Source organism: Amycolatopsis sp. NPDC043885 (assembly GCF_056435685.1).
Map to the genome: position 1 here is coordinate 489,346 of NZ_JBWKEA010000002.1, position 21,982 is coordinate 511,327.

Below are 21,982 nucleotides of genomic sequence, written 5' to 3' on the forward strand. Positions count from 1 at the left end.
GCGTCGTGGTCGAACCCGTGTCCCAGAACACCTCCGAAGACGAGCCCGATCGCCCCGAAGAGGAGCGCCCCACCAGGGCCTCCCGGCGGGGCCGGTCCGGCTCCAAGAAATTCGGCAAGGTCAACAAGAAGCGGTCGTTCTGGAAGGAACTGCCGATCCTGATCGTCGTGGCACTCGTGCTGACGATCTTGATCCAGCAGTTCCTCGCCAAGGTCTACATGATCCCCTCGGGGTCGATGGAGACCACGCTGCACGGCTGCGCGGGGTGCACGGGCGACCGGATCCTGGTCGACCGGATCACGTACGACTTCACCGATCCCGGCCCCGGCGACGTGGTCGTCTTCAAGGGACCGCCCGCCTGGGTCGGCGAGATCGACACGCCGGAGTCCAGCAACATCTTCGTCACCGGATTCCGCACGCTGGGTTCCCTGATCGGGTTCGCGCCGCCGGACGAGCGTGACTTCGTCAAGCGGATCATCGCGACCGCCGGGCAGACGGTGCAGTGCTGCGATCCGCAGAACCGGGTGATCGTGGACGGCAAGGCGCTCGACGAGCCGTACATCCACTGGGAACCGGGTTCCAATGTGGACGAGAGCGGCAAGCCCGTCCAGGACACGTTCGCTCCGGTCAAGGTGCCTGCCGGCTATGTCTGGGTGATGGGCGACAACCGCAACAATTCGAGCGACTCACGGCGCCAGGGCGGCGGCGGGGTCAACGGCGCGATTCCGGTCGAGAACATCATCGGGAAGGCGCGGATCATCGTGCTCCCGCCGGGCCGCTGGGGCGGCGTTTCGGACCACAACCCGCAGGCGAACGCCCAGCCGCTGGCGCTCAGTGCGCCCGCCTGGCAGCAGGGGCTTCCCCTCGGCGTCGGTGTCGCCGCGGCGTGGCCCGTGCTCTTCCTCGGCAGGCGGATGTCGGCCGGAGTGCGCAAGGCGGTCGACCGGAGGCGGTAAGGCCTTGAGATTTCCTGTACCGCTCACACCGGCCGAGCCGCTTCGGCCGCCGCGGGCAGTGGTGCGTGGTGACCTCTTCTGGGGGTTGCAGGGTGCGCTGGACCGGCGGGGCCTCGGGCCCGTCGCCGGAGTCGACGAGGCAGGGCGCGGCGCTTGCGCCGGCCCGCTCGTCGTGGCCGCCTGTGTCCTGCGCCCGGGGGACGCTGCCCGCCTGCCCGAGCTCACCGACTCGAAGGTGCTCACGGCCAAGGCTCGCGACCGGGTGTACGACCGGGTCGTCCAGCGTGCCGTCGACTACTCGGTCATCGTCATCCCGGCCGCCGAGATCGACCTGTTCGGCATCCATGTCATGAACCTCGAAGGCATGCGGCGCGCCGTCTCGGCGCTGCGGAACACACCTGGCTACGTCCTGACCGACGGATTCCGCGTGTCCGGGCTGCCCGCCCCGAGCGTCCCGGTGCTCAAAGGGGACAAGGCCGTCGCGTGCGTGGCGGCGGCGTCCGTGCTGGCCAAGGTCACCCGGGACCGCATCATGGGCGACCTGCACGACGTCCACCCGCATTACGGTTTCGACGTGCACAAGGGGTACAGCACCACCGACCACAGCGCGGCGCTGGACACTTACGGTCCGAGCCCGGTCCATCGCTGGTCGTACACGAACGTGGCCACCGCGGCCGCCGCGCACCGCGTGCCACCACCTCACCCGGTGGTGCTGACCGTCGCGGCACTGGAAAACCCGAGCGTGCCGATACGTGCCCTCGGCCCGTACGTGGGTGACAATGAACGCTCCGCCGCTGGAACAGCAGCAAAATCGCGAGGAGGGGCGCGGATTTCATGAGCGCAGAGGATCTCGAGAAGTACGAGACCGAGATGGAGCTCTCGCTTTACCGCGAGTATCGCGACATAGTCGGCCAGTTCTCGTACGTGGTGGAGACCGAGCGGCGGTTCTATCTGGCCAACGCCGTCGACGTGCAGGTGCGCGACGGCGGCGGTGAGGTGTACTTCGAGGTCCGCATGTCCGACGCGTGGGTCTGGGACATGTACCGGCCAGCACGGTTCGTCAAGCACGTCCGGGTCATCACGTTCAAGGACGTCAACGTCGAGGAACTCGACAAACCGGATCTCCGGTTGCCGGAGGACGGGCCGTTCTCCGGCTGATCTTTCGGAACGTCCATGAAGGCCCCCTTCATCGTGTGAAGGGGGCCTTCACGTATCTCCGGGGCGCCTAGCACAGCCCACCGACGATTCCGCCCGGCGAGCTTCCGCGACGGCCGAACCATCCACAACACCCCGGTTGTCCACAGGCGACGAAATCAGACCTGTCCGCCGCCCCCTCACCCTGGCAGCGTTGATCGCACACGCACCGTGACGATCGCTGAGGGGGATCGAGATGACGAGCACGGCCGAACAGCCGTCCGCCGGGGCACCACATATCGAACTGGGCCGATGGGGCGAGGAGCTCGCGGTCCGGCATCTGGAAAAGACGGGCTATGTCGTCTTGTGCCGCAATTGGCGTTGCCGTGACGGCGAACTGGATCTCATAGCGACCGACACCAAACGCCTCGTCTTCTGCGAGGTGAAGACGAGGGCCGGGGTGGGTTTCGGCACGCCCGCCGAGGCGGTGACCCCGGACAAGGCGGACCGCATCCGCCGTCTCGCGTACCAGTGGCAGCGCCAGTTCATGCTCCGCTGGTGCCCCGTCCGCTACGACATCATCGCGATCGTCGCCCGGCCAGACGCCCAGCCCAAGGTGCGGCATATCAAGGCGGCGTTCTGAATGGCACTGGCGAGAGCCTGGTCCGTCGCGTTGCTCGGTGTCGAAGGCAGGATGATCGAGATCGAGGCCGACATCGGTGGTGGTTCGCCGAAGGTCACGATGGTCGGGCTGCCCGACACCGGGCTGAAGGAGGCCAAGGACAGGGTCCGCTCCGCCGTCCGCAATTCGGGGCGGACCTGGCCGGACGAGCGGGTGATCCTCGGCCTCTCACCGGCGAATCTGCCGAAGGTGGGGTCCGGCTACGACCTGGGGATCGCGGCGGCGGTCATGGCCGCGACCGGATCGGTTCCCGCCACGAAACTGCTGAACACCGTGCTGCTCGGCGAACTCGCCCTGGACGGCCGGGTGCGGGCGGTCCGCGGGGTCCTGCCGGGACTGCTGGCGGCACGCAACGCGGGGTACCGGAGGGCCGTCGTACCCGCCGAGTCGCTGTTCGAAGCCGCACTCGTGGACGGCTTGGAAGTCCGCGGGGTAGCGCGGCTGAGCGAATTCGTGGATTGGCTCAAGGGCGAAGGGGAACTCACCCGTCCCGAGCCGTCCGTCGTCCAGGAGCCGCCGCGGGTACCCGACCTCGCCGACGTCGTGGGACAGCCGGAAGCGCGGTGGGCACTGGAGGTGGCCGCGGCGGGCGGGCATCACCTGCTCATGACCGGACCGCCCGGGGTGGGGAAGACAATGCTCGCTCGGCGCCTCCCAGGCCTTCTTCCGCGACTGACCGCTGAAGAGTCGTTGCAGGTGACAGCGGTTCATTCGATCGACGGTTCGCTTTCGCGGTCCGCGCCGCTCGTCACCGTGCCGCCGTTCGTCGCGCCTCATCACTCGATCAGCGTGCCCGCCCTGATCGGCGGTGGAAGCGGCCTTGCCGTGCCCGGCGCGATCAGCCGGGCGCACCGGGGAATCCTGTTCCTCGACGAGGTGTGCGAATTCGGCCCGGAGCGGCTGGAGTCGCTGCGTACGGTGCTCGAAGAGGGCGAAGTGCGGATCGCGAGGGTCAAGGGTGCCGTGCGGTACCCGGCACGGTTCCAACTGGTACTGGCGACCAATCCCTGCCCTTGCGCTCCGGCGAAGGACGCCGACTGCACGTGCTCCGCGACCGTGCGGAGGCGCTACTTGAGCCGACTCTCCGGGCCATTACTCGATCGGGTGGATTTGCGGGTTCGGTTGCGCCCGCTTTCCGCGCTCAGCGCACACCTGAGTGAGCCGCCCGAAGCGTCGGCGGCCGTCCGGGAGCGAGTGCTGGAGGCGCGCGAACGGGCCGGAAAACGCTGGGCGGAGCAGGGCTGGCTCACGAACGCGGAGGTGCCCGGCCCGGCGCTGCGCCGTGAGTTCGCGCTGCCGCCGCAGGTCACGGCGTTGCTGGACCGAGCGTTGGAGCGGGGCGCGATCACCGCGCGCGGCGCCGACCGCTGCCTTCGCATCGCTTGGACGCTCGCCGATTTGAAGGGCGCCGACAAGCCGGAGGCGGACGAGGTCGCGGCTGCCCTGAATTTCCGAGAGAGGTCATCCGGATGAGTGAACTCGACGCCGAGCGCATCGCCCGGTCGTATCTCCTGCGCGTGGCCGAGCCGCCGGCACCCGCCTTGGCCGATTTCGTCGGTGAGTTCGGCCCCGTCGCCGCCGCGGAACGAGTGCGAAATGCCGAATGCCCGCCGAAGGTGCGCGACGAGACCGCCGCGCGGCGAGCACACGACTACGCCGAGCGGGATCTGGAGCGAGCCGAGGCGGGCGAGGCCCGTCTCGTCATCCCGGAAGACGACGAATGGCCGGCCTGGCCGTTGCTTTCGCTGGCCGTGGCCCAAAGCAGGGGCGTTTCCGGCGTGGCGCCACCGCTGGCGCTGTGGGTACGCGGCCCCGCGAGGCTCGACGAGGCCGTGGACCAGGCGATCGCGATCGTCGGTGCCCGCGCGGCGACCGGGTACGGCGAGCACAACGCGGCCGAGGTGGGCTACCACCTCGCGAGCCGTGGGATCCCGGTGTTCTCGGGGGCGGCGTACGGCATCGACGGCGCGGCCCACCGGGGCGCGTTGAGCGCGGACGGTACGACGGTCGCCTTGCTCGGCTGCGGTGTCGACGTCGGCTATCCGGCCCAGCACGCGACCTTGTTGCGCTCCATCGGTAAGACCGGCGCGGTGGTCAGCGAGTACCCGCCGGGCACCACACCCGCGAGGCATCGCTTCCTCGTCCGGAACAGGCTCATCGCGGCGCTCACGGAAGGGACCGTCGTGGTCGAGGCGGGCAGGCGAAGCGGCGCGCGGAACACCGCGGGGACGGCCGGAGCGCTCGGCAAGGTCGTGATGGCCATGCCGGGACCGGTGTCTTCGGCGATGTCCGCCGGCTGTCACGCGCTGATCCGCGAAGGCGAGGCCACGCTGGTGACCTCGGTCGACGAGATCCTCGAAACGGCGGGACGGTTCGGGTCGACGGGAGCGGATCCGTCGAAACCGCGCCGTCGCACCGATCGGCTCGGTCCGGATGCGCTGCGAGTGCACGACGCGCTCTCCGATCGGTCGGCGAGGCAGGTGGAACGGATCGCCGCCGAGTCCGGCATCCCGGTCGAACGTGTCCGTTCGCTGCTTCCGGCGCTCGAACTCGACGGCTTCGCGGAAAGGGGTGACGCAGGGTGGCGAAGACGGACCGCCAAGACCTGACTGGCCTACACGTGAGGCGCCATCCCGGCACGATCCGACCACGGACACCGCAACAGGGTGCGGCGATACTTGACCATCCGCCCTACATCGCGCAGCGTGATCGGCATGCCGTCGACCGAAGGTCCCCACGGCACGGGGAAACGCGCCCGCAGACCCGATCTGCGCGCCGCCCGTGCCGCGCTGCCGGAGCCTGTCCGGAAGCTGATCGACGACTACGAGCGGCACCTTTCCCTCGAACGCGGGCTGTCCGCGCATACGGTGCGTGCCTACCTCGGCGACGTGGTGTCGCTGATGGGTTTCGTGGACGGGAACGGTGGCCGGTTCTCCGACCTCGACATCGGGACGCTGCGCGGCTGGCTCGCCCGGCAACGCGAGGAAGGGGCGAGCCGGACGACGTTGGCCAGGCGAGCCGCGGCGGCCCGCACCTTCACCGCGTGGGCCCACCGAGGCGGGGCGCTCGCGTCGGATCCGGGTGGGCGGCTGGTGGCGCCGCGCGCGCATCGCAAGCTTCCCGGGGTCCTCCGCGCGGAGCAGGCCAGTGACGTCATGCGCTTCTCAGCCGCCGGTGCCGAACAGCGCGACCCGGTGGCTTTGAGGGACAGTGCCATCGTGGAACTGCTCTACGCGACCGGTGTGCGGGTCTCGGAACTGTGCGGGCTGGATATGGGCGACGTCGATTTTTCCCGCCGGGTCGTGCTCGTGCTGGGCAAGGGCGGCAAGGAACGTGTCGTGCCGTTCGGCGTCCCCGCCGAAGCGGCCTTGCGGGCGTGGCTGGACGAGGGCAGGGGAAGGCTCGCCGTCGAAGCGAAGGGGCCCGCGGAGGCGGCGCTCTTTTTGGGAGCGCGGGGAGGCAGGCTCGATCCGCGGGCGGCCCGCCGGGTCGTCCACGAAGCCGTCGGTTCGGTGCCGGGCGCGAACGACATGGGACCGCACGGCTTGAGGCATTCCGCGGCCACCCATCTGCTCGAAGGGGGTGCTGATCTTCGAAGCGTTCAGGAACTGCTTGGTCACGCTACGCTGGCCACAACGCAGCTCTACACTCATGTGACCGTCGATCGGCTGAAGGCGATCCACGACCGCGCGCACCCCCGGGCCCGATGATGCCGGGGAGGACTCGGCAGGTGACCCGGCGGCCCGAACCGGCGGCGCACGCGCATCCGCACGAGCACGGAGAACACGCTGAGTCGCATGCTGAGAACGGCGGTCCGATGACCGCCGACCCACATGTCACCGAAGCCGCCGGGAAACACCGCCCCGGCGGGGACGGTCCTGCCGTCGCGCCCGAAGCGCGGACCGGCTACGAAGTGGACGCCGGGATCCAGGCGCTGTGGCGTGAGTTCACTGAGTCTCCCGACCAGATCGTGCGCGACCGGCTCGTGCTGCACTACGCCCCGCTCGTCAAGTACGTCGCGGGCCGGGTCGGCACCGGGCTGCCGACCCATGTCGACGTCGGTGACCTGATCCAGTCCGGGATCTTCGGCCTGGTCGACGCGATCGAGAAGTTCGAACCCGCCAGGGGCCTGCGCTTCGAGACCTACGCCATGCAGCGCATCCGGGGCGCGATCCTCGACGACCTCCGCTCCCAGGACTGGGTCCCCAGAGCGGTACGCAGCAAGGCCCGCGAAGCCGAGCGCGCGCTGGAACGCCTCGGCGCCCGGCTGAACCGCACCCCGACCGACGCCGAGCTCGCGGCCGAGCTCGAAATCAGCGTCGACGACCTTCGTGAGTTCTACGGCCAGATGCAGCTGACCAGCATCATCGCGCTGGAAGACCTGGTCGCCGCCGGCAAGGACAGCGGCTCGCTGGTCGACACCCTGCCCGACGACGGCGCCGTCGACCCGGTGGCCGTCCTGGTCGACCAGGACAACCGCCGTCAGCTCGCGCAGGCGATCGCCCAGCTCACCGAACGCGACCGGATCGTGGTCGGTCTCTACTACTTCGAAAGCCTGACGCTCGCCGAGATCGGCAAGGTCCTCGGCGTCACCGAGTCTCGGGTCAGCCAGCTGCACACCCGCGCCGTCATGCGGTTGCGCGCCAAACTGGTCGAGCAGGCCTAGCCACCGTCCTGTTCCGCGACGATCAGCCGAGTTGCTTCGGGTGGGCCGCGAAAACTTGAGGTCTGCGTCGCAACCTCGCTGCGCTACCGGAGCCCCTTTCCCTGCGTGTGTGCGTCGCATGCTCCGGGGGCGGCGGTGACGACGCGTGTGCTTGGACGGACGACACGTGTCTCCAGCCGGAAGACACGTGTGTGGAGCCGGATCATGCGTGTCTCGCGCCGGATCACCTGGTGCGGAGTCCGGTCCCGGCGTGTTCGCTCCCCAAATCACGCGCGTCCCGTGCCTGGACACGCGAATCGCGCCATCCACCGAAACAGCAGCAAGGGCGAGCAGGACCACGCCAGGAACCAAAGCCAGGACCACGCGACCCACCCTGCGGCTCCGCGGGCAACGCCTGCGACCCATCCGTCCTCGAGACCCGCAGGCCATGGGCACCGGCCTTCCGAAGCGCTCACTCAGTCTCCTTCCCAGGGTTTGAGGCGGATCTCGGACGGCTCACCGATCACCGTGAGCGGATCGACGTACTCTTCGCCCCGCCGCACACCGAAATGCAGACACGCCGGCTCCGGGCAGCCCGGGTGGCCCGCCGCGAGCGTTCCGAGCACCTGGCCGCGGTAGACCTGATCACCCGCGGTGACCGTCGGGGCGAGCGGTTGGTAGGTGGTGCGCAGGCCTCCGTCGTGATCGATCGACACCACTCCGCGGCCCGCCACCTGCCCGGCGAACATCACCACTCCCTCGGCGGCCGCGAGCACGTTCGCACCCGGTGGCGCGGCGAGGTCGACGCCCCGATGACCGGGGCCGTACGGCGTCGAGGGCGGCTCGAAGTACCTGGTGACGCTCGGTGCCGGCGAGAGCGGCCAGGAGAGGCGCCCCTGCGGGGAAGGCGCCCCTCTCGCCGTTCCGGGCATCGCCGCGGACGTGAGGATCGCGAGCACGGTAGCGAGGATCGCGAGGCGGGGAAGGCGCCGGGCGTGCCCTGGGCGGCGGTGCCTGCCGCCGGTGCGGTCGATCGCGAAGGAATGCCTGGTGACAGGGCGGGAAGAGGTCGTCGAGGTCATGTGTTCCAGGTTGGGGGTACGGCGTGGCGTGCGGGGCGCGCCGGTGGAATCTGTGGATAACCGAGGTGGTTGTGGACAACCCCTCTCATCCGGGGCTGCCGGTGCGGTACCCGGTGGCGACAGGGAGTAGACTCTTTTGCGCGGTCCGCGGCAGCGGACTGACTTCGCGTGCACGTGCGCGCTCCCGATGGCCGATCTCCTCACGGAGGGTCAGGACAGCCGGGGGCACACGGCCCGGCGGTCCCTGGGGTACTTCGCTCCCGGGTCCGGGCCCGAGCATCGGCACCAGGGCGATCGGCCACCCGGCCGAGAGCGACGAACCGAGCAAGCGCGTTCCGGCGGAGCCGGGCGCGCACGACACAGAAGAGGTTGATTCCGGCAATGGCCGTCGTCACCATGAAGCAGCTGCTCGACAGCGGCGTGCACTTCGGGCACCAGACCCGTCGGTGGAACCCGAAGATGAAGCGCTACATCTTCACCGAGCGCAACGGCATCTACATCATCGACCTGCAGCAGACGCTGACCTACATCGACCGTGCGTACGAGTTCATCAAGGAAACCGTCGCGCACGGCGGCACCATCATGTTCGTCGGCACGAAGAAGCAGGCTCAGGAAGCGATCGCCGCCGAGGCTTCGCGAGTGGGCATGCCCTACGTGAACCAGCGCTGGCTCGGTGGCATGCTGACCAACTTCCAGACGGTGCACAAGCGTCTCCTCCGCCTGAAGGAGCTCGAGTCGCAGGAGCAGACCGGTGGTTTCGCCGGCCTGACCAAGCGCGAAATCCTCACGCTCACCCGTGAGAAGGACAAGCTCGAGAAGACCCTCGGCGGTATCCGCGACATGGCCAAGGTGCCGAGCATCGTGTGGATCGTCGACACGAAGAAGGAGCACATCGCCGTCGGCGAGGCTCGCAAGCTGAACATCCCGGTCGTCGCGATCCTGGACACCAACTGCGACCCGGACGAGGTCGACTACCCGATCCCGGGTAACGACGACGCCATCCGTTCGGCCGCGCTGCTGACCAAGGTCGTGGCCGAGGCCGCCGCCGCCGGTCTGATGGCCCGCTCCAGCCGCAACGGTTCCTCCGCCGACGCCAAGCCCGAGGCGGGCGTCGCCACGGACGAGCCGCTGGCCGAGTGGGAGAAGGAGCTGCTCGCCGGCTCCGAGACCGCCGCCGCGGACGCCAAGGAAGCCGCCGCCGCGACCGAGGCCGCCACCGAGGCTCCGGCCGAGCAGGCCACCGCCTCCTCCTGATCCACCCCGCTCGTGGGGCCGCCTCCGGGTGGCCCCACGGGTGACTTCCCCAAAAGACTTTCTCGTACCTGAAAAAGGACGGACACACCCACGATGGCGAACTACACCGCCGCAGACGTGAAGCGTCTCCGGGAGCTGACCGGCTCCGGAATGATGAACTGCAAGAAGGCGCTGGAGGAGAACGACGGCGACTTCGACAAGGCCGTCGAGTTCCTGCGCATCAAGGGCGCCAAGGACGTCGGCAAGCGCGCCGAGCGCGCCACCGCCGAGGGCCTCGTCGCCGGTGACGGCGGCGTGCTGATCGAGCTCGACTCCGAGACCGACTTCGTCGCGAAGAACGAGGACTTCCAGGCCCTCGCCGCGAAGATCGTCGAGGTCGCGAAGGCCGAGAAGACCAGCGACGTCGAGAAGCTGAAGGCCGCCTCGCTCGACGGCAAGACCGTCGAGGAGCAGGTCCAGGAGCTCGCCGCTCGCATCGGCGAGAAGCTCGAGCTGCGCCGTGTCGCCGCTTACGAGGGCACCACCACCACGTACCTGCACCGTCGCGGTGCGGACCTCCCGCCCGCCGTCGGCGTGCTCATCGAGTACACCGGTGAGGGCGAGGCCGCCGCGGAGGCCGCTCGTGGCGCCGCCATGCAGGTCGCCGCGCTCAAGGCCAAGTACCTCACCCGCGAAGAGGTCCCGGCCGAGATCGTCGAGAACGAGCGTCGCGTCGCCGAGGCCACCGCCCGCGAAGAGGGCAAGCCGGAGCAGGCCATGCCCAAGATCATCGAGGGCAAGGTCAACGCGTACTACAAGGACAACGTCCTGCTCGAGCAGCCGTCGGTCAAGGACAACAAGAAGACCGTCAAGGCCCTGCTCGACGAGGCCGGCGTGTCCGTGAGCCGGTTCGCCCGGTTCGAGGTCGGCCAGGCCTGATCCAGGCGCGGAACACAAGAATCCCCACTGTGCCCCGTCTCCGTCCATCGGGGACGGGGCACAGTCGGGTTCAGAGCACTAGGGAGGGCGACATGGGTGTCCGTGTCGAAGGCGGATACCGGCGGGTGCTGCTGAAGCTGGGCGGCGAGATGTTCGGCGGCGGTTCCATCGGGGTTGATCCGGATGTGGTGCACTCGGTCGCTCAGCAGATCGCCGACGTCGCGCGGACGGGCGTGCAGATCGCCGTCGTGATCGGCGGTGGCAACTACTTCCGCGGCGCGGAACTGTCGCAGCGCGGCATGGACCGCGACCGCGCGGACTACATGGCGATGCTCGGCACCGTCATGAACTGCCTGGCGTTGCAGGACTTCCTGGAGAAGGAGGGCCTGCCGACCCGCGTGCAGACCGCCATCACCATGGGGCAGGTCGCCGAGCCGTACATCCCGCGCCGCGCCGAGCGTCACCTGGAGAAGGGGCGCGTCGTCATCTTCGGCGCCGGGGTCGGCATGCCGTACTTCTCGACCGACACCGCCGCCGCGCAGCGCGCGCTCGAACTCGGCTGCGAGGCCGTCTTGATGGCGAAGGCCGTCGACGGCGTCTACACCGCGGACCCGAAGAGCGACCCGACCGCCGAGATGTTCCACGAGATCAGCCACCGCGAGGTGCTGGAACGGGATCTCAAGGTCGCCGACGCCACCGCGTTCAGCCTGTGCATGGACAACAACATGCCGATCATCGTGTTCAATCTGCTCACCGAGGGGAACATCGCCCGCGCGGTCAGTGGTGAGAGGATCGGCACCCTGGTCGACACCCCCGCCGACGGGGTGCCCGCGTAGGCCTGCTCTGATCTTCGCAATCGGTACGCATACACAACTACGGGAGTTGCCGTGATCGACGAGACCCTCCTCGACGCCGAGGAGAAGATGGAAAAAGCGGTGTCCGTCGCCAAGGAGGACCTGTCGTCGGTACGCACCGGCCGGGCCCACCCCGGGATGTTCTCGCGCATTGTCGTCGAGTACTACGGCGCGCCGACCCCGCTGAACCAGATGGCGAGCGTCAACATCCCCGAAGCCCGGATGGCGTTGATCAAGCCTTACGACCAGACCTCGCTCAACGCCATCGAGAAGGCGATCCGCGAGTCGGACCTCGGTGTGAACCCGAGCAACGACGGCAACGTGATCCGCATCGTCATCCCGCAGCTCACCGAAGAGCGCCGCAAGGAGATGGTCAAGGTCGCCAAGGCCAAGGGCGAGGACGCCCGCGTTTCGATCCGCAGCGTCCGCCGCAAGGCCAAGGAAGAGCTCGACCGGATCAAGAAGGACGGCGAGGCGGGCGAGGACGAGGTCGTCCACGCCGAGAAGGAACTCCAGAACCTCACCGACACCTACAGTCACAAGGTCGACGAGCTGGTGAAACACAAGGAAGCCGAGCTACTCGAGGTCTGATGAGCCAGGTGAGCGAGGAACGCGAGGACCGGGTGGAGAACCCGGAACCGGTTCCGGCCAAGAAGCCGGAACCGGCGAAGAAGGTTTCCCGCGCCGGCCGCAACCTGCCCGCCGCGATCGGGGTCGGGCTGCTGCTGGGGGCGGCGATCGTCACGTCCCTGCTCACCGTCCGCTTTCTGTTCATCGGCATCATCGCGATCGCCATCGCGGTCGGCACGATCGAGCTGGCCGGGGCACTGAAGCGCGCGGCGGGCATCCGGGTCGCGCTGGTCCCGGTGCTCGTCGGCGGTCAGGCGATGATTTGGCTGGCGTGGCCGTACGGCCGTGAAGGCGCGCTGACGGCGTTCGTGCTGACGGTGCTCGTCTGCCTGCTGTGGCGGTTGCCCGGCGGCGCGGACGGCTACCTGCGCGACATCAGCGCGTCGGTCTTCGCCGCCGCGTACATCCCGCTTTTCGGCGCCTTCGCCGCCATGCTCGTCCCGCCGGAGGACGGCGTCGGCCGGGTGCTGGCGTTCATGATCGGCGTCGTCGCTTCGGACACGGGCGGCTACATCGCCGGTGTCCTGGGCGGCAAACATCCGATGGCGCCCAGTATCAGCCCGAAGAAGACCTGGGAAGGGTTCGCCGGTTCGCTCGTGGCCGGTGTGGTCGCCGGCGCGCTGACCCTGAGCCTTCTCCTCGACGGCCACGCCTGGCAGGGTGTGCTGTTCGGCGCGGCGATCGTCTGCACGGCGACCCTGGGCGATCTCGTCGAGTCGCTGATCAAGCGCGACCTCGGCGTCAAGGACATGGGGAACATGCTGCCGGGCCACGGCGGGCTGATGGACCGGCTCGATTCGTTGCTCCCTTCGGCCGTCGTCTCCTGGCTGCTGCTCTCCGCATTCGTCCCCGTTTAGACCAAACCCAGGTGACAAAGTCCGGGGCGCCGGGCCAAGGTCGGGGTATGCGAACTCGACGGATGAGTAAGCGACTTCTGGCCATGGCACTGGGCGTGGTGACGCTCGGCGCCCTGACGACGACCGTGGCGGAGGCGGGCGGAAGCCCCGTAGTCCGCACGGATTCCGGCCCCGTTCGCGGGGTGAGTACTGCCGAATATCGGAGTTTCCAAGGCATTCCGTTCGCCGCGCCACCGGTCGGCGACCTGCGCTGGGCCCCGCCGCGGAGACCCGAGCCGTGGACCGCGGTGCGGGACGCGAGCAAACCGGGACCTCGATGCGCGCAGGGAGCCGGCCTCGGTTCGGCAGCGAGCGAGGCCGAGGATTGCCTGTACCTCAACGTGATCAGCCCGGCCAAGCCCGCGCGTAAGCCGCGTCCGGTGATGGTCTGGGTGCACGGTGGCGGCTTCACCTCCGGCGCGGGCAGCGACTATGACTTCGAGCGCATGGCCCTCGGCGGGGACGTCGTCGTGGTGACCGTGAACTACCGGCTGGGTGTGTTCGGCTTCTTCGGGCATCCGGAACTCGGCCGCGACTCCGGTTCTTTCGGCTTCCAGGACCAGCAGGCAGCCCTGCGCTGGGTGCAGCGCAACGCGCATGCGTTCGGCGGGGATCCCCGGAACGTCACGTTGTTCGGCGAATCCGCCGGAGCGATGAGCACTTGTGTCCAGTTGGCCTCCCCTTGGGCCGCGGGGCTGTTCCACCGCGCGATCATCCAGAGCGGGCCTTGCACGCTGACCTGGCCCGACGGCGGGTTCTTCCCCGGCGTCCCCGCGGGCTCGCCGTATCTGCCCCGCGCCGACGCCGAAGCGATGGGTGCTGCAGGGGCCGAGAAACTCGGCTGCGCCGACATCGCCTGCATGCGGCGGCTTCCGGCCAAGGATTTGGTGAACCAGCCGCTCGGGACGCCCGCGTTCGGCACCGGCCTGCTGCCCGAGCATCCGGCAGACGCGCTGAAAGCGGGGCGCTTCGCCCGCGTCCCGGTGCTGACGGGGGTCACCAGGGACGAGGCGAGGCTGTTCGTGGCCCTGTTCCCCGGACATCCGTTCACCGAGGAGCACTACCAGGGACTGTTGCGGACCGCGTTCGGGGAGAAGGCTCCGCTCGTCGCCGCCCGATACCCGTCGGCGAAGCACGGCGGCCCGGCGATGGCGTTCGCGGACGCGATGACCGACCGGATCTGGGGTTGCCCGCAGGTGGGTACCGAGCGATTGCTGCGCGAGCGCACGCGGACCTTCGGTTACGAGTTCGCCGATCGGGCGGCTCCCCCGCTTGTTCCCGCGCCACCAGGCATGAATCTCGGCGCCGCCCATGGAACCGAATTGGCTTATTTGTCTGATTTAACCGGGTTCCCGGCGAAATTGACGCCCGCGCAGCAGGAACTGGCGGGGCAAATGATTCGGTACTGGACCGCGTTCGCGCGCACCGGCGATCCGAATGGCGGCGAACTGCCGAAATGGCGTCCTTCGCCGCGGACGCAATCGCTGGCGCCGGGCGTGATCGGCCCGGTCGACCTCGCGGCAGTGCACGACTGCCGGTTCTGGGCGGGTATCTGACCGAAGAGCCGGGGCGGCCTCGTCGCCCCGGCTCAGTCGTCGTAGGGGTCGTCGACTTCGGCGGTGCCCCAGCCCTCGACGGCCCGCGAGTGGTCGATCACGGCGAACACCGAACCGTCCGGGTCGGCGAGGATCGCCATCCGGCCGTACGGGGTGTCGTAGGGCTGGACCACGACGGTGCCGCCGAGCATCAGGGCCTGTCCCGCCGCGGCGTCGGCGCCGCGGGCAGGGTCGAGTTCGAAGTAGACCATCCAGTGCGGGGGAGTGTCCGGCCGGTACTCCGAACCCATCACGTATCGGTACACCACGGGTTCATGCTCGATGAGCCATTCGGCGTAGTCGAGCGAGGCGCCGTCGCCGATCTGGTGGCTGGTGTAGTTGAAGAGGCGGCAGTAGAAGTGATCCGCCGCCGCGCCGTCGTGGGTGTTGAGATCCGCGCCGCTGAAGGTGTTCGGCACCCCTGTCGCGAACTCCCAGGTGGCGGGCGGCTCCCAGAAGACGACGTGCGCGCCGCACGCGTCGACGGCGTGGATGATGGTGCCGCGATGGGGGATCGCCACCGGCCCGAGCGTGACCCGGCCACCGAGACTGTCCACCCACTCGGCGGCCGCGGCCGCCTGGGGCACCGAGATGTGGACGCTCCAGCCGGACGGCCCGCCCGAACCCGCGCGGTACAGACCACCGGCCGGGACGCCGTTCAGCGTCGCTATCGAGTAGCGGCCGGTCGGCGTCGCCGGATCACGCTGGACGACGTACTCCCAGTCGAAAAGCCCGCTGTAGAAGGTTTGCGCGGCCGTTTCGTCTCTGCACGCGAGCTCGATCCAGCACGGGATTCCCGAAGGTATGACGGAAGTGTGGGCGGCCGAGCCGAGCGACATGCGGTTCTCCCTTACCGGTGGGAGTAAAGTCTAGTCGCTGACCGCATTGTTTCCGTCAAAGATTTCGACCGGATGACCCCGGAACCCGGCCCGGTGTCCCTTCGTTGGAGCTTCCGTGCGCTGGTTTCCCCGAGCCCTCTCCTCCTTCCGCCGCGGCGGTGAGGAGGTGCTGCCGAGCCCGAACATCTGGTATTACCAAAAGGCCTACGAGGTCGAGAACCGCGCGCAGGACGTCGACGACGAGATCTGGCGCGCGCTCGCCGGGTATCGCGATTGGTCCGGTGCGGACGTGCTCGACATCGGCTGCGGTGACGGTTTCCATCTGCCGCGGTTCGCCGAGACGGCGCGGTCGGTGGTCGGGATCGAACCCCATGAGCCGCTCGTCCGCGACGCGCGGAAACGGGTGGGGCGGCTGGAGAACGTCGAGGTGCGGCAAGGGCGTGCGCAGCGGCTTCCCTTACCGGACGCGGCTTTCGACGTCGTCCACGCGCGCACCGCGTACTTCTTCGGCCCCGGTTGTGAACCCGGCCTTCGCGAAGCGGAGCGGGTGCTGCGTCCGGGTGGGCTGATGATGATCGTGGATCTCGATGTGGCGAGTGAGCCCTACGGACGCTGGATGCGGCTGGATCTTCCGCACTACGATCCGCCCGGGGTGGAGAAGTTCTTCGCCCGTCAGGGATTCGGCTGCCGCAAGGTGATGACGCGGTGGCTGTTCGAGGACGACGCCGCGATGGAAGCCGTGCTGAAGATCGAGTTCAGCGCTCCGGTCGCGGCGAAGGCGATCGCGGAGGTCCGGCGCCTGAACGAGGTTTCGTCAGGCTCCGGGGAGAAACGGATGACGCTGCCGGTGGGCTATCGCGTGCATGCGCGCGTCAAGCCCACCGGCCTCGTCGTGCCAGGTCACTCCGTGTCCTCGTCCGGAGTCGAGTCCTCGGCCTCGCCGAGGATGCCGTAGATCGTCCGGCGTGCCTCGTTGAGCACGTCGACGGTGCGGGCTTGCTGGCTTTCGGTGCCGGCGTGCATCACCTGCGCGACCGCAGCGGCCAGGGTCGCGCCCGCTTTGCGCAGGTTGACCTCGACCGGGTCGACGTCGTGGGCGATCTGCTCCCACGGCGGGACCGAGTCCTGCTGCTCGGCCGCGGCGCGGCCGGATTCGGTGAGTTCGAACAGCTTCTTGCCGTTCTCGTCCTTGCTGATCACCAGGCCTTCGTCGGCCAGCAACTGCAAGGTCGGGTAGACCGAGCCGGGGCTCGGCTTCCAGAAGCCGCCGCTGCGCTCGCCGATCTCCCGGATGATCTCGTAGCCGTGCCTCGGCTGCTCGGAAAGCAGCGCCAGGATCGCGGCGCGGACGTCACCGCGTTTGCCGCGCCGCCCGGGGCCACCGCGGCGGCCGTGCCGGTGCCGATGGCCCGGTCCGCCCGGACCCGGCGGGAAATCGCCGAAGCCGCCGCGGGCCCAAGGGCCGAAGGCCGGTCGGCCGTGTTCTGGAGGGAAGGGTCGTCGTCGCATGATGTGAATCCTTTCTACGTACTGTTCCGACATGCTCACGATATATCGGAAACAGTCGTACGACAACCCGTTCTCGGTGATCTGGGTCTCAGGAGAGGTCGAGCGCGAGCAAATCGATGCCACCGGAGTCGAACTCGCCGACCTCCCGCCAGCCCCAGCGGCAGTACAGCCGCCGAGCGGGCGCCTCGACGCGGGACGCGAGTACGGCGAACCGCTCGGGGCGCTCTTTCAGCAGGTCATCGAGCAGAGCGCGGCCAAGCCCGCGACCGCGGAGCTCGGGGAGGAGCGCCAGCTCGTACACGTAGAACAGTTCTTCGCCGTCGAGCCACGAAGGCGCCGGAGCCGTCGCGCGTTCGGGCCACCAGCCGGCTTCTTGCCGGACCCCGTAGGCGAAGCCGCCGAGTGCTCCGCCTTCGCGCACTGTCGTCATGGCGAACCCCGGGAGCGCGGCGTGTTCGGCGAACAGCACGCCGAACCGGGCGACGTCGTCCAGTTCAGAGCGCACGGTTCAGTCTGCCCAGTACCAGGATCGCCACGCCACAGCGCGTCGACGCTTTGCGCCGCGATGAGCGGGAACCGGCCGCGAGTGCTCGGCAGACCGAGCAGGTCGGCGGCGGCCATCATGCGTGGGGGAGCGGGAAGACGTTGAGTTCGTGCTCGGCGAGCGGTTCGTCCCGCCAGCCGAGGCCCACCGCCGCGTCGGCGATCCTCCCGTTGCCCCACATCGGCGATCCGGCGGGGAAGTTCGAGACGAGCCCTGGGACCAGCGTATGCGCGGCGTGGAATCCGGCGGCCGCGACGTCGCAGGTCGTCAGGTCGACGCTGATCACCTCGAATCCCTGGGCTTCGACGCGGGCTTGGTAGGCCTTGAGCCGCCGTTCCCCGAGGGCGGGAAGGTCGTCCCAGCCGCGGCTCGGCAGGTCCATGACCCAGGGGGCCACTCGCTTCACGGCCCGGGGATCGAGGTAGATCTGTTGCTGGCAAAGGAGATCCGCGACATCGGCGAAGTCTTCGCGGTACGAGTCCAGGTAGCGCCGATCGGCCCGATACGGCTTGAGGTTGCCCAGATGCGGCAGGTCCCGGCGCATGCCGGACAGCTCGCGTTCGTCGTCGAGGGCACGGCAGGTGTGCTGGAGCGTGAATCCTTCGGCGAGCGCCTTCTTCGCGGCCTCCAGCGCGTCCGGCCGGGTGGCGAAGCCGATCGACAACCAGCGTTTCACACGGTCGAGTACCACCGCGGCGACCACTGGGACGTCGAACTCGTTGTCCAGGTGGATGAGCGTGACTTCGTAGTCGTCGGTGGCGTCGGCGATGAGTGACCGGATCTCGTCCGGGATCGTGAGCCTGCCGAGGCGTGGCGTGTTCGCCCACCAGAGCATGGTCGTGTCGCGCTCGAGTACCTCTTCGAGGCCGGAGGTGACGGCGTGCTCCTCGGTGGTCCCGCTCGCGAGGCCGGCGATCAGCGGATCGGCGAAATGCGCTTCCCCCGGTTGGCGTTCGTTCGAGAACAAGAACGCCGGAACCCAGACGGGTTCGTCGGTGGTGTGGGAGAAGCCTTCTACCCACGAGCATTCCGTGTCCTGGGTCAGTGGCGCGAACGGGAAACCCGGGGATCGGTACTGCGTGGCGGAGTAGAGGTTCAGCCGTTGCGGGTCGAGTGCGGGGATTCCGTAGCGGGCGAATTGCTTGTAGCTGCCGAAGCACACTTCGTGCTCCGGAGCGAGCCAGCTTCCGCAGTAGCGCTCCACCGCTTCGCCGATGGCCGACTGACGCGCGAGGTCGAAATCGTGCCACGACGTGCCGAAGGCCTGACGGTCGTTGGGCCAGTTCGTCACCCGGCGCATGTCCGCGACATCGACCGCGCAGACCCGCAGCCGGGCGGGCATCCCCGGTGCGGGCGGGATTTCGCCGACGCCGGTCACGATCCCGGTCTGGTCGTCCACCAGCAGTTCGGGGTCGGTCGTGGCGGGAACGGGCCGGGCCCGGTCGGGTACGGGGAGGATCGGGCGGCGGATCTCGGTGAGGTCCGCCGGGTTCAGTTCGATCTCGCCGGTGGTCATGGCGGATCGTCCGCCGGCGAGCCAGCGTTCGAGATGGACGGCGAGAGTGGTCAGCGCCCAGCGGGCGTCGCCCGGCCGAAGCGGGGTGGAGTCCGAGGGGGCCGAAAGGAACGCCTCGACGACACGCGGGTCCTGCGCGGCGGAGCGGCGCCGCGCGACGACGTCGGCGAAATCGATGCCGTCGGGCGCGATCGCGGGTCCGGCGATCACCCGGCCGCGTTCCCGGCGCAACGGCAGCCAGCGCACCCCGCTGCCGGCGCACAACGCGTCAAGCGCGATCAACTCGGTATAGGCGGGGTGATCGAAGGCCGCGACCACGACCACGTTCTCTATGTCCATTTCGGACAGATCGTGGAAGTAGGGGACCGCCTCGACGCTCGCGTACCCGCTGCCGTCGAGGATCTCCGCCAAGGGCTCGACGAGCGCGGGCGAGCCGGTGAGAAGGATCGAGGTGGCCGCGACGTCGTCCGCCCCGGTGTCCCGATCGTGGCGGAGGCAGCCGTCCGCTTCGAGGATCTCCATCATTTCCTCGTAGTCCGGGGTCATGCCGGCCAGCAGTTCGGCGCGGGTCCGGGTGCCGTCGCAGCGGCTCGCCCAGGCGCGGAACTCCCGGGTGGGCGCGGCGATGTAGAACTGCCCCCCACTGGGTGTGACGAGAAAGCAGAGCTCCGGTTCGAGATCGGTGATCTCGATTCCGTCGAGCCGCGGTCTCAACTCTTCGTACCCCATGGCAACCCCATCGTTTCCAGGACGCCCGCCTCGCCGCCGCGGACCAGGTGCGGGACCGCGGCGGCGGCGGGGCGCTCGTAGGTCCGTGGCGCGACATGACCAAGTCTCGGTCCTGACGTGACCTCCCGACGTCTCCTGAAATGCGATCCGCACGACTCCGCGGGAAGAACACACGGTCCGGCCCGGGTGCGGTTCACGTGACCTGGGAAACAGCGATCCGGGGCGGCTCAGGCGCGTCAAAGGTGGACATGGGACACTGAGTGAGCTATGACTGCCCTCCCTCTTGTCTTCGACGCGCCCAAGCGCGGCCTCCCGCCGCGCCACCTCGCCGACCTCTCCGCCGCCGAGCGGGCCGCTGCCGTCGCCGAGCTGGGGGAGAAGCCGTTCCGCGCGAAGCAGCTTTCGAACCATTACTTCTCGCGGCTCACGGTGAACCCGGAGGAGATGACCGACATCCCGGCGGCGTCGCGGGAGAAGCTCGTCGGCGATCTGATGCCGACGCTGCTCACCGAGATCAAGGCGCTCGCGTGCGACGACGGCACCACGCGCAAGACGCTGTGGCGCGCGCACGACGGGACGCTGCTGGAGAGCGTGCTGATGCGCTACCCGGACCGCGCGACCCTGTGCATTTCGAGCCAGGCGGGCTGCGGCATGGCCTGCCCGTTCTGCGCGACCGGTCAGGGCGGTCTCGACCGGAACCTGTCGACCGCGGAGATCGTCGACCAGGTCCGCGCGGCCGCCGCGGTGATGCGCGACGGAGCGATGCCCGGCGGCCCCGGCCGTCTGTCGAACATCGTCTTCATGGGCATGGGCGAGCCGCTGGCGAACTACAAGCGCGTCGTGGCGGCGGTCCGGCGGATCACGGATCCCTCGCCGGACGGGCTCGGTATCGGTCAGCGTTCGGTGACGGTGTCGACGGTGGGTCTCGCGCCGGCGATCCGCAAGCTGGCGGACGAGAAGATGCAGGTGCGGCTGGCGGTTTCGCTGCACACGCCGGACGACGAGCTGCGCGACACGCTGGTGCCGGTGAACGAGCGCTGGTCGGTGGACGAGGTCCTGTCCGCGGCCCGGTACTACGCGGACACTTCCGGCCGCCGGGTGTCGATCGAGTACGCCCTGATCCGGGACGTCAACGATCAGCCTTGGCGTGCCGAGCTGCTGGCGAAGCGGCTTCGGCAGCACCTTGGCCAGCTGGTGCACGTGAACGTGATCCCGCTGAACCCGACGCCGGGCAGCAAGTGGGACGCCTCGCCGAAGCCGGTGGAGCGGGAGTTCGTCCGTCTGGTGAACGCGGGCGGAGTGGCGTGCACGGTCCGTGACACGCGTGGTCAGGAGATCGCGGCGGCGTGCGGTCAGCTCGCCGCCGAGAACTGAGTTCTTCCTTTCAGTGATGGAGATTTTGTCGTGATGTATGCCCCCAGCCTGCTGGACCCGGCTGCGGAGGAGCTGAAGCTCACAGACGTGATCGGCCACGGCGCGACAGGTGTCGCGCGCGAGGCCAGGACGCTGCTCGGTGACCGGTTCAGCTCGGTGACCTTCATGTACGTCCTGATGCGGGCGTTCGAGGTGGAGTACATGGCGGCGCGGGACGCCTCGCGGTGGCACGAGTTCCACGGCGGGCCGTACGCGTTGTCGGACGCCGACCTCGAAGCCCTGCTGGCGCCCTGGCTCGGTTCTCACCGCCGTCCGGCGGTCGCGTCGAGCACCGTCTAGGCAGGCTCGACGCGATCGTCCTTTGTGGATGGTCAGCTCGATTCGTGCCGGGGCCACAGGGAAGACCGTCACCTGGACGCGATCCACGAGGCCGGCGGCCATCAGCGCCCGGTTCATCGCCAGGCTGCCGTGCGAGCGCAGCGGCACGTCGGACTCCTCCTTGAACCGGGCGACGACGTCGACCGCGTCTCCGTTCACGACGGTCGCGTCCGGCCAGTCGAGCGGCCCCCGCGGCGTGGCCGACACCACCGTCGCGGGCAGGTGCTTCAGCCGGACACCCACGGGTCCAGAGCCTCGCGCTCCACGATCTCCGCGTTCAGCATCTCCATGTTCGCGCGGAACTTGGTGGCGCCGAAGACCATCCGCTGTTCCTCGGAGTACAGGGCGAGGCGGTGCTTCGGCGGCTCGGCGTGGTCAAGGGTGACCACTTCGACGAGTTCGACGCCGTCGGGCTCGGCAGGCACCGCGACACGCGCGACTGGCTCC

At 69.0% G+C, this 21,982-nt stretch carries 23 protein-coding genes; 17 read left to right on the forward strand and 6 right to left on the reverse strand.

Features of this window, described 5'->3' with window-relative positions; translation table 11 throughout:
* Window positions 1-5: 5 nt before the first annotated feature.
* The 8 genes from lepB to AC069I_RS12195 all read left to right on the forward strand — a co-directional run bounded on the left by lepB (window position 6) and on the right by AC069I_RS12195 (window position 7,438).
* Complete coding sequence (gene lepB, locus AC069I_RS12160; RefSeq protein ID WP_478225594.1) at window positions 6-956, forward strand: signal peptidase I; 951 nt, start codon at window positions 6-8, stop codon at window positions 954-956.
* Window positions 957-1,014: 58 nt separating this feature from the next.
* Window positions 1,015-1,794, forward strand: a complete 780-nt coding sequence (locus AC069I_RS12165) for a ribonuclease HII (RefSeq protein ID WP_478265484.1) — start codon at window positions 1,015-1,017, stop codon at window positions 1,792-1,794.
* Window positions 1,791-2,114, forward strand: a complete 324-nt coding sequence (locus tag AC069I_RS12170; protein ID WP_003096226.1) for a DUF2469 domain-containing protein — start codon at window positions 1,791-1,793, stop codon at window positions 2,112-2,114. Before AC069I_RS12165 ends, AC069I_RS12170 begins: the two co-directional genes overlap by 4 nt.
* A gap of 232 nt (window positions 2,115-2,346) precedes the next feature.
* Window positions 2,347-2,733, forward strand: a complete 387-nt coding sequence (locus tag AC069I_RS12175) for a YraN family protein (RefSeq protein WP_478265423.1) — start codon at window positions 2,347-2,349, stop codon at window positions 2,731-2,733.
* A complete protein-coding gene (locus AC069I_RS12180) occupies window positions 2,734-4,245 on the forward strand; it encodes a YifB family Mg chelatase-like AAA ATPase (RefSeq protein ID WP_478225593.1) in 1,512 nt (503 codons plus the stop codon).
* Complete coding sequence (dprA, locus tag AC069I_RS12185; RefSeq protein ID WP_478265424.1) at window positions 4,242-5,381, forward strand: DNA-processing protein DprA; 1,140 nt, start codon at window positions 4,242-4,244, stop codon at window positions 5,379-5,381. Before AC069I_RS12180 ends, dprA begins: the two co-directional genes overlap by 4 nt.
* Window positions 5,382-5,486: 105 nt before the next feature.
* Entirely contained in the window at window positions 5,487-6,482 is a 996-nt protein-coding gene (locus AC069I_RS12190; protein WP_478225591.1) for a tyrosine recombinase XerC, read from the forward strand.
* Window positions 6,483-6,589: 107 nt separating this feature from the next.
* Window positions 6,590-7,438 carry a FliA/WhiG family RNA polymerase sigma factor gene (locus AC069I_RS12195; RefSeq protein ID WP_478225590.1) on the forward strand — a complete coding sequence of 283 codons (849 nt, stop codon included), beginning with the start codon at window positions 6,590-6,592 and terminating at the stop codon, window positions 7,436-7,438.
* A gap of 455 nt (window positions 7,439-7,893) precedes the next feature.
* Here AC069I_RS12195 and AC069I_RS12200 read toward each other — a convergent pair whose 3' ends face one another.
* On the reverse strand, window positions 7,894-8,499 hold the full coding sequence (locus AC069I_RS12200; protein ID WP_478225589.1) for a murein hydrolase activator EnvC family protein: 606 nt from the start codon (window positions 8,497-8,499) through the stop codon (window positions 7,894-7,896).
* Window positions 8,500-8,880: 381 nt separating this feature from the next.
* Between AC069I_RS12200 and rpsB the strand changes: the two genes are divergently transcribed.
* The 6 genes from rpsB to AC069I_RS12230 all read left to right on the forward strand — a co-directional run bounded on the left by rpsB (window position 8,881) and on the right by AC069I_RS12230 (window position 14,607).
* Window positions 8,881-9,753, forward strand: coding sequence for a 30S ribosomal protein S2 (gene rpsB / locus AC069I_RS12205; protein WP_034310929.1), 873 nt, complete (start codon window positions 8,881-8,883; stop codon window positions 9,751-9,753).
* Between the two features lie 93 nt (window positions 9,754-9,846).
* A complete protein-coding gene (gene tsf / locus AC069I_RS12210; protein ID WP_340687351.1) occupies window positions 9,847-10,671 on the forward strand; it encodes a translation elongation factor Ts in 825 nt (274 codons plus the stop codon).
* Window positions 10,672-10,763: 92 nt separating this feature from the next.
* On the forward strand, window positions 10,764-11,507 hold the full coding sequence (gene pyrH, locus AC069I_RS12215; RefSeq protein WP_005154669.1) for a UMP kinase: 744 nt from the start codon (window positions 10,764-10,766) through the stop codon (window positions 11,505-11,507).
* 51 nt (window positions 11,508-11,558) lie between these two features.
* Entirely contained in the window at window positions 11,559-12,116 is a 558-nt protein-coding gene (gene frr / locus AC069I_RS12220) for a ribosome recycling factor (protein WP_034310934.1), read from the forward strand.
* Window positions 12,116-13,012 carry a phosphatidate cytidylyltransferase gene (locus AC069I_RS12225; protein WP_340687352.1) on the forward strand — a complete coding sequence of 299 codons (897 nt, stop codon included), beginning with the start codon at window positions 12,116-12,118 and terminating at the stop codon, window positions 13,010-13,012. Before frr ends, AC069I_RS12225 begins: the two co-directional genes overlap by 1 nt.
* Before the next feature lie 83 nt (window positions 13,013-13,095).
* Window positions 13,096-14,607, forward strand: a complete 1,512-nt coding sequence (locus AC069I_RS12230; RefSeq protein ID WP_478265485.1) for a carboxylesterase/lipase family protein — start codon at window positions 13,096-13,098, stop codon at window positions 14,605-14,607.
* Window positions 14,608-14,639: 32 nt separating this feature from the next.
* On the opposite strand, the gene AC069I_RS12235 is transcribed toward AC069I_RS12230, so the two are convergent.
* Entirely contained in the window at window positions 14,640-15,485 is an 846-nt protein-coding gene (locus tag AC069I_RS12235; RefSeq protein WP_478225587.1) for a VOC family protein, read from the reverse strand.
* Window positions 15,486-15,600: 115 nt separating this feature from the next.
* Between AC069I_RS12235 and AC069I_RS12240 the strand changes: the two genes are divergently transcribed.
* A complete protein-coding gene (locus AC069I_RS12240) occupies window positions 15,601-16,440 on the forward strand; it encodes a class I SAM-dependent methyltransferase (RefSeq protein WP_478225586.1) in 840 nt (279 codons plus the stop codon).
* Here the strand turns inward: AC069I_RS12240 and AC069I_RS12245 are convergent.
* From AC069I_RS12245 to AC069I_RS12255, 3 genes are all read right to left on the reverse strand, one after another.
* A complete protein-coding gene (locus AC069I_RS12245) occupies window positions 16,386-16,994 on the reverse strand; it encodes a PadR family transcriptional regulator (protein WP_478265425.1) in 609 nt (202 codons plus the stop codon). The genes AC069I_RS12240 and AC069I_RS12245 overlap by 55 nt on opposite strands.
* 88 nt (window positions 16,995-17,082) lie before the next feature.
* Window positions 17,083-17,499: a GNAT family N-acetyltransferase gene (locus AC069I_RS12250; protein WP_478225585.1), complete on the reverse strand. Its 417-nt coding sequence runs from the start codon at window positions 17,497-17,499 to the stop codon at window positions 17,083-17,085.
* A 115-nt stretch (window positions 17,500-17,614) separates the two neighbouring features.
* Window positions 17,615-19,783: a YcaO-like family protein gene (locus tag AC069I_RS12255; RefSeq protein WP_478265426.1), complete on the reverse strand. Its 2,169-nt coding sequence runs from the start codon at window positions 19,781-19,783 to the stop codon at window positions 17,615-17,617.
* Between the two features lie 267 nt (window positions 19,784-20,050).
* Between AC069I_RS12255 and rlmN the strand changes: the two genes are divergently transcribed.
* Both rlmN and AC069I_RS12265 read left to right on the forward strand, forming a co-directional pair.
* Window positions 20,051-21,157: a dual-specificity RNA methyltransferase RlmN gene (gene rlmN, locus AC069I_RS12260; protein WP_340687360.1), complete on the forward strand. Its 1,107-nt coding sequence runs from the start codon at window positions 20,051-20,053 to the stop codon at window positions 21,155-21,157.
* Between the two features lie 33 nt (window positions 21,158-21,190).
* A complete protein-coding gene (locus AC069I_RS12265; protein WP_478225854.1) occupies window positions 21,191-21,496 on the forward strand; it encodes a hypothetical protein in 306 nt (101 codons plus the stop codon).
* 266 nt (window positions 21,497-21,762) lie between these two features.
* On the opposite strand, the gene AC069I_RS12270 is transcribed toward AC069I_RS12265, so the two are convergent.
* Window positions 21,763-21,960 (reverse strand): hypothetical protein, encoded by a 198-nt coding sequence (locus AC069I_RS12270; RefSeq protein ID WP_478225583.1) that lies wholly within the window; start codon window positions 21,958-21,960, stop codon window positions 21,763-21,765.
* Between the last annotated feature and the right edge of the window lie 22 nt (window positions 21,961-21,982).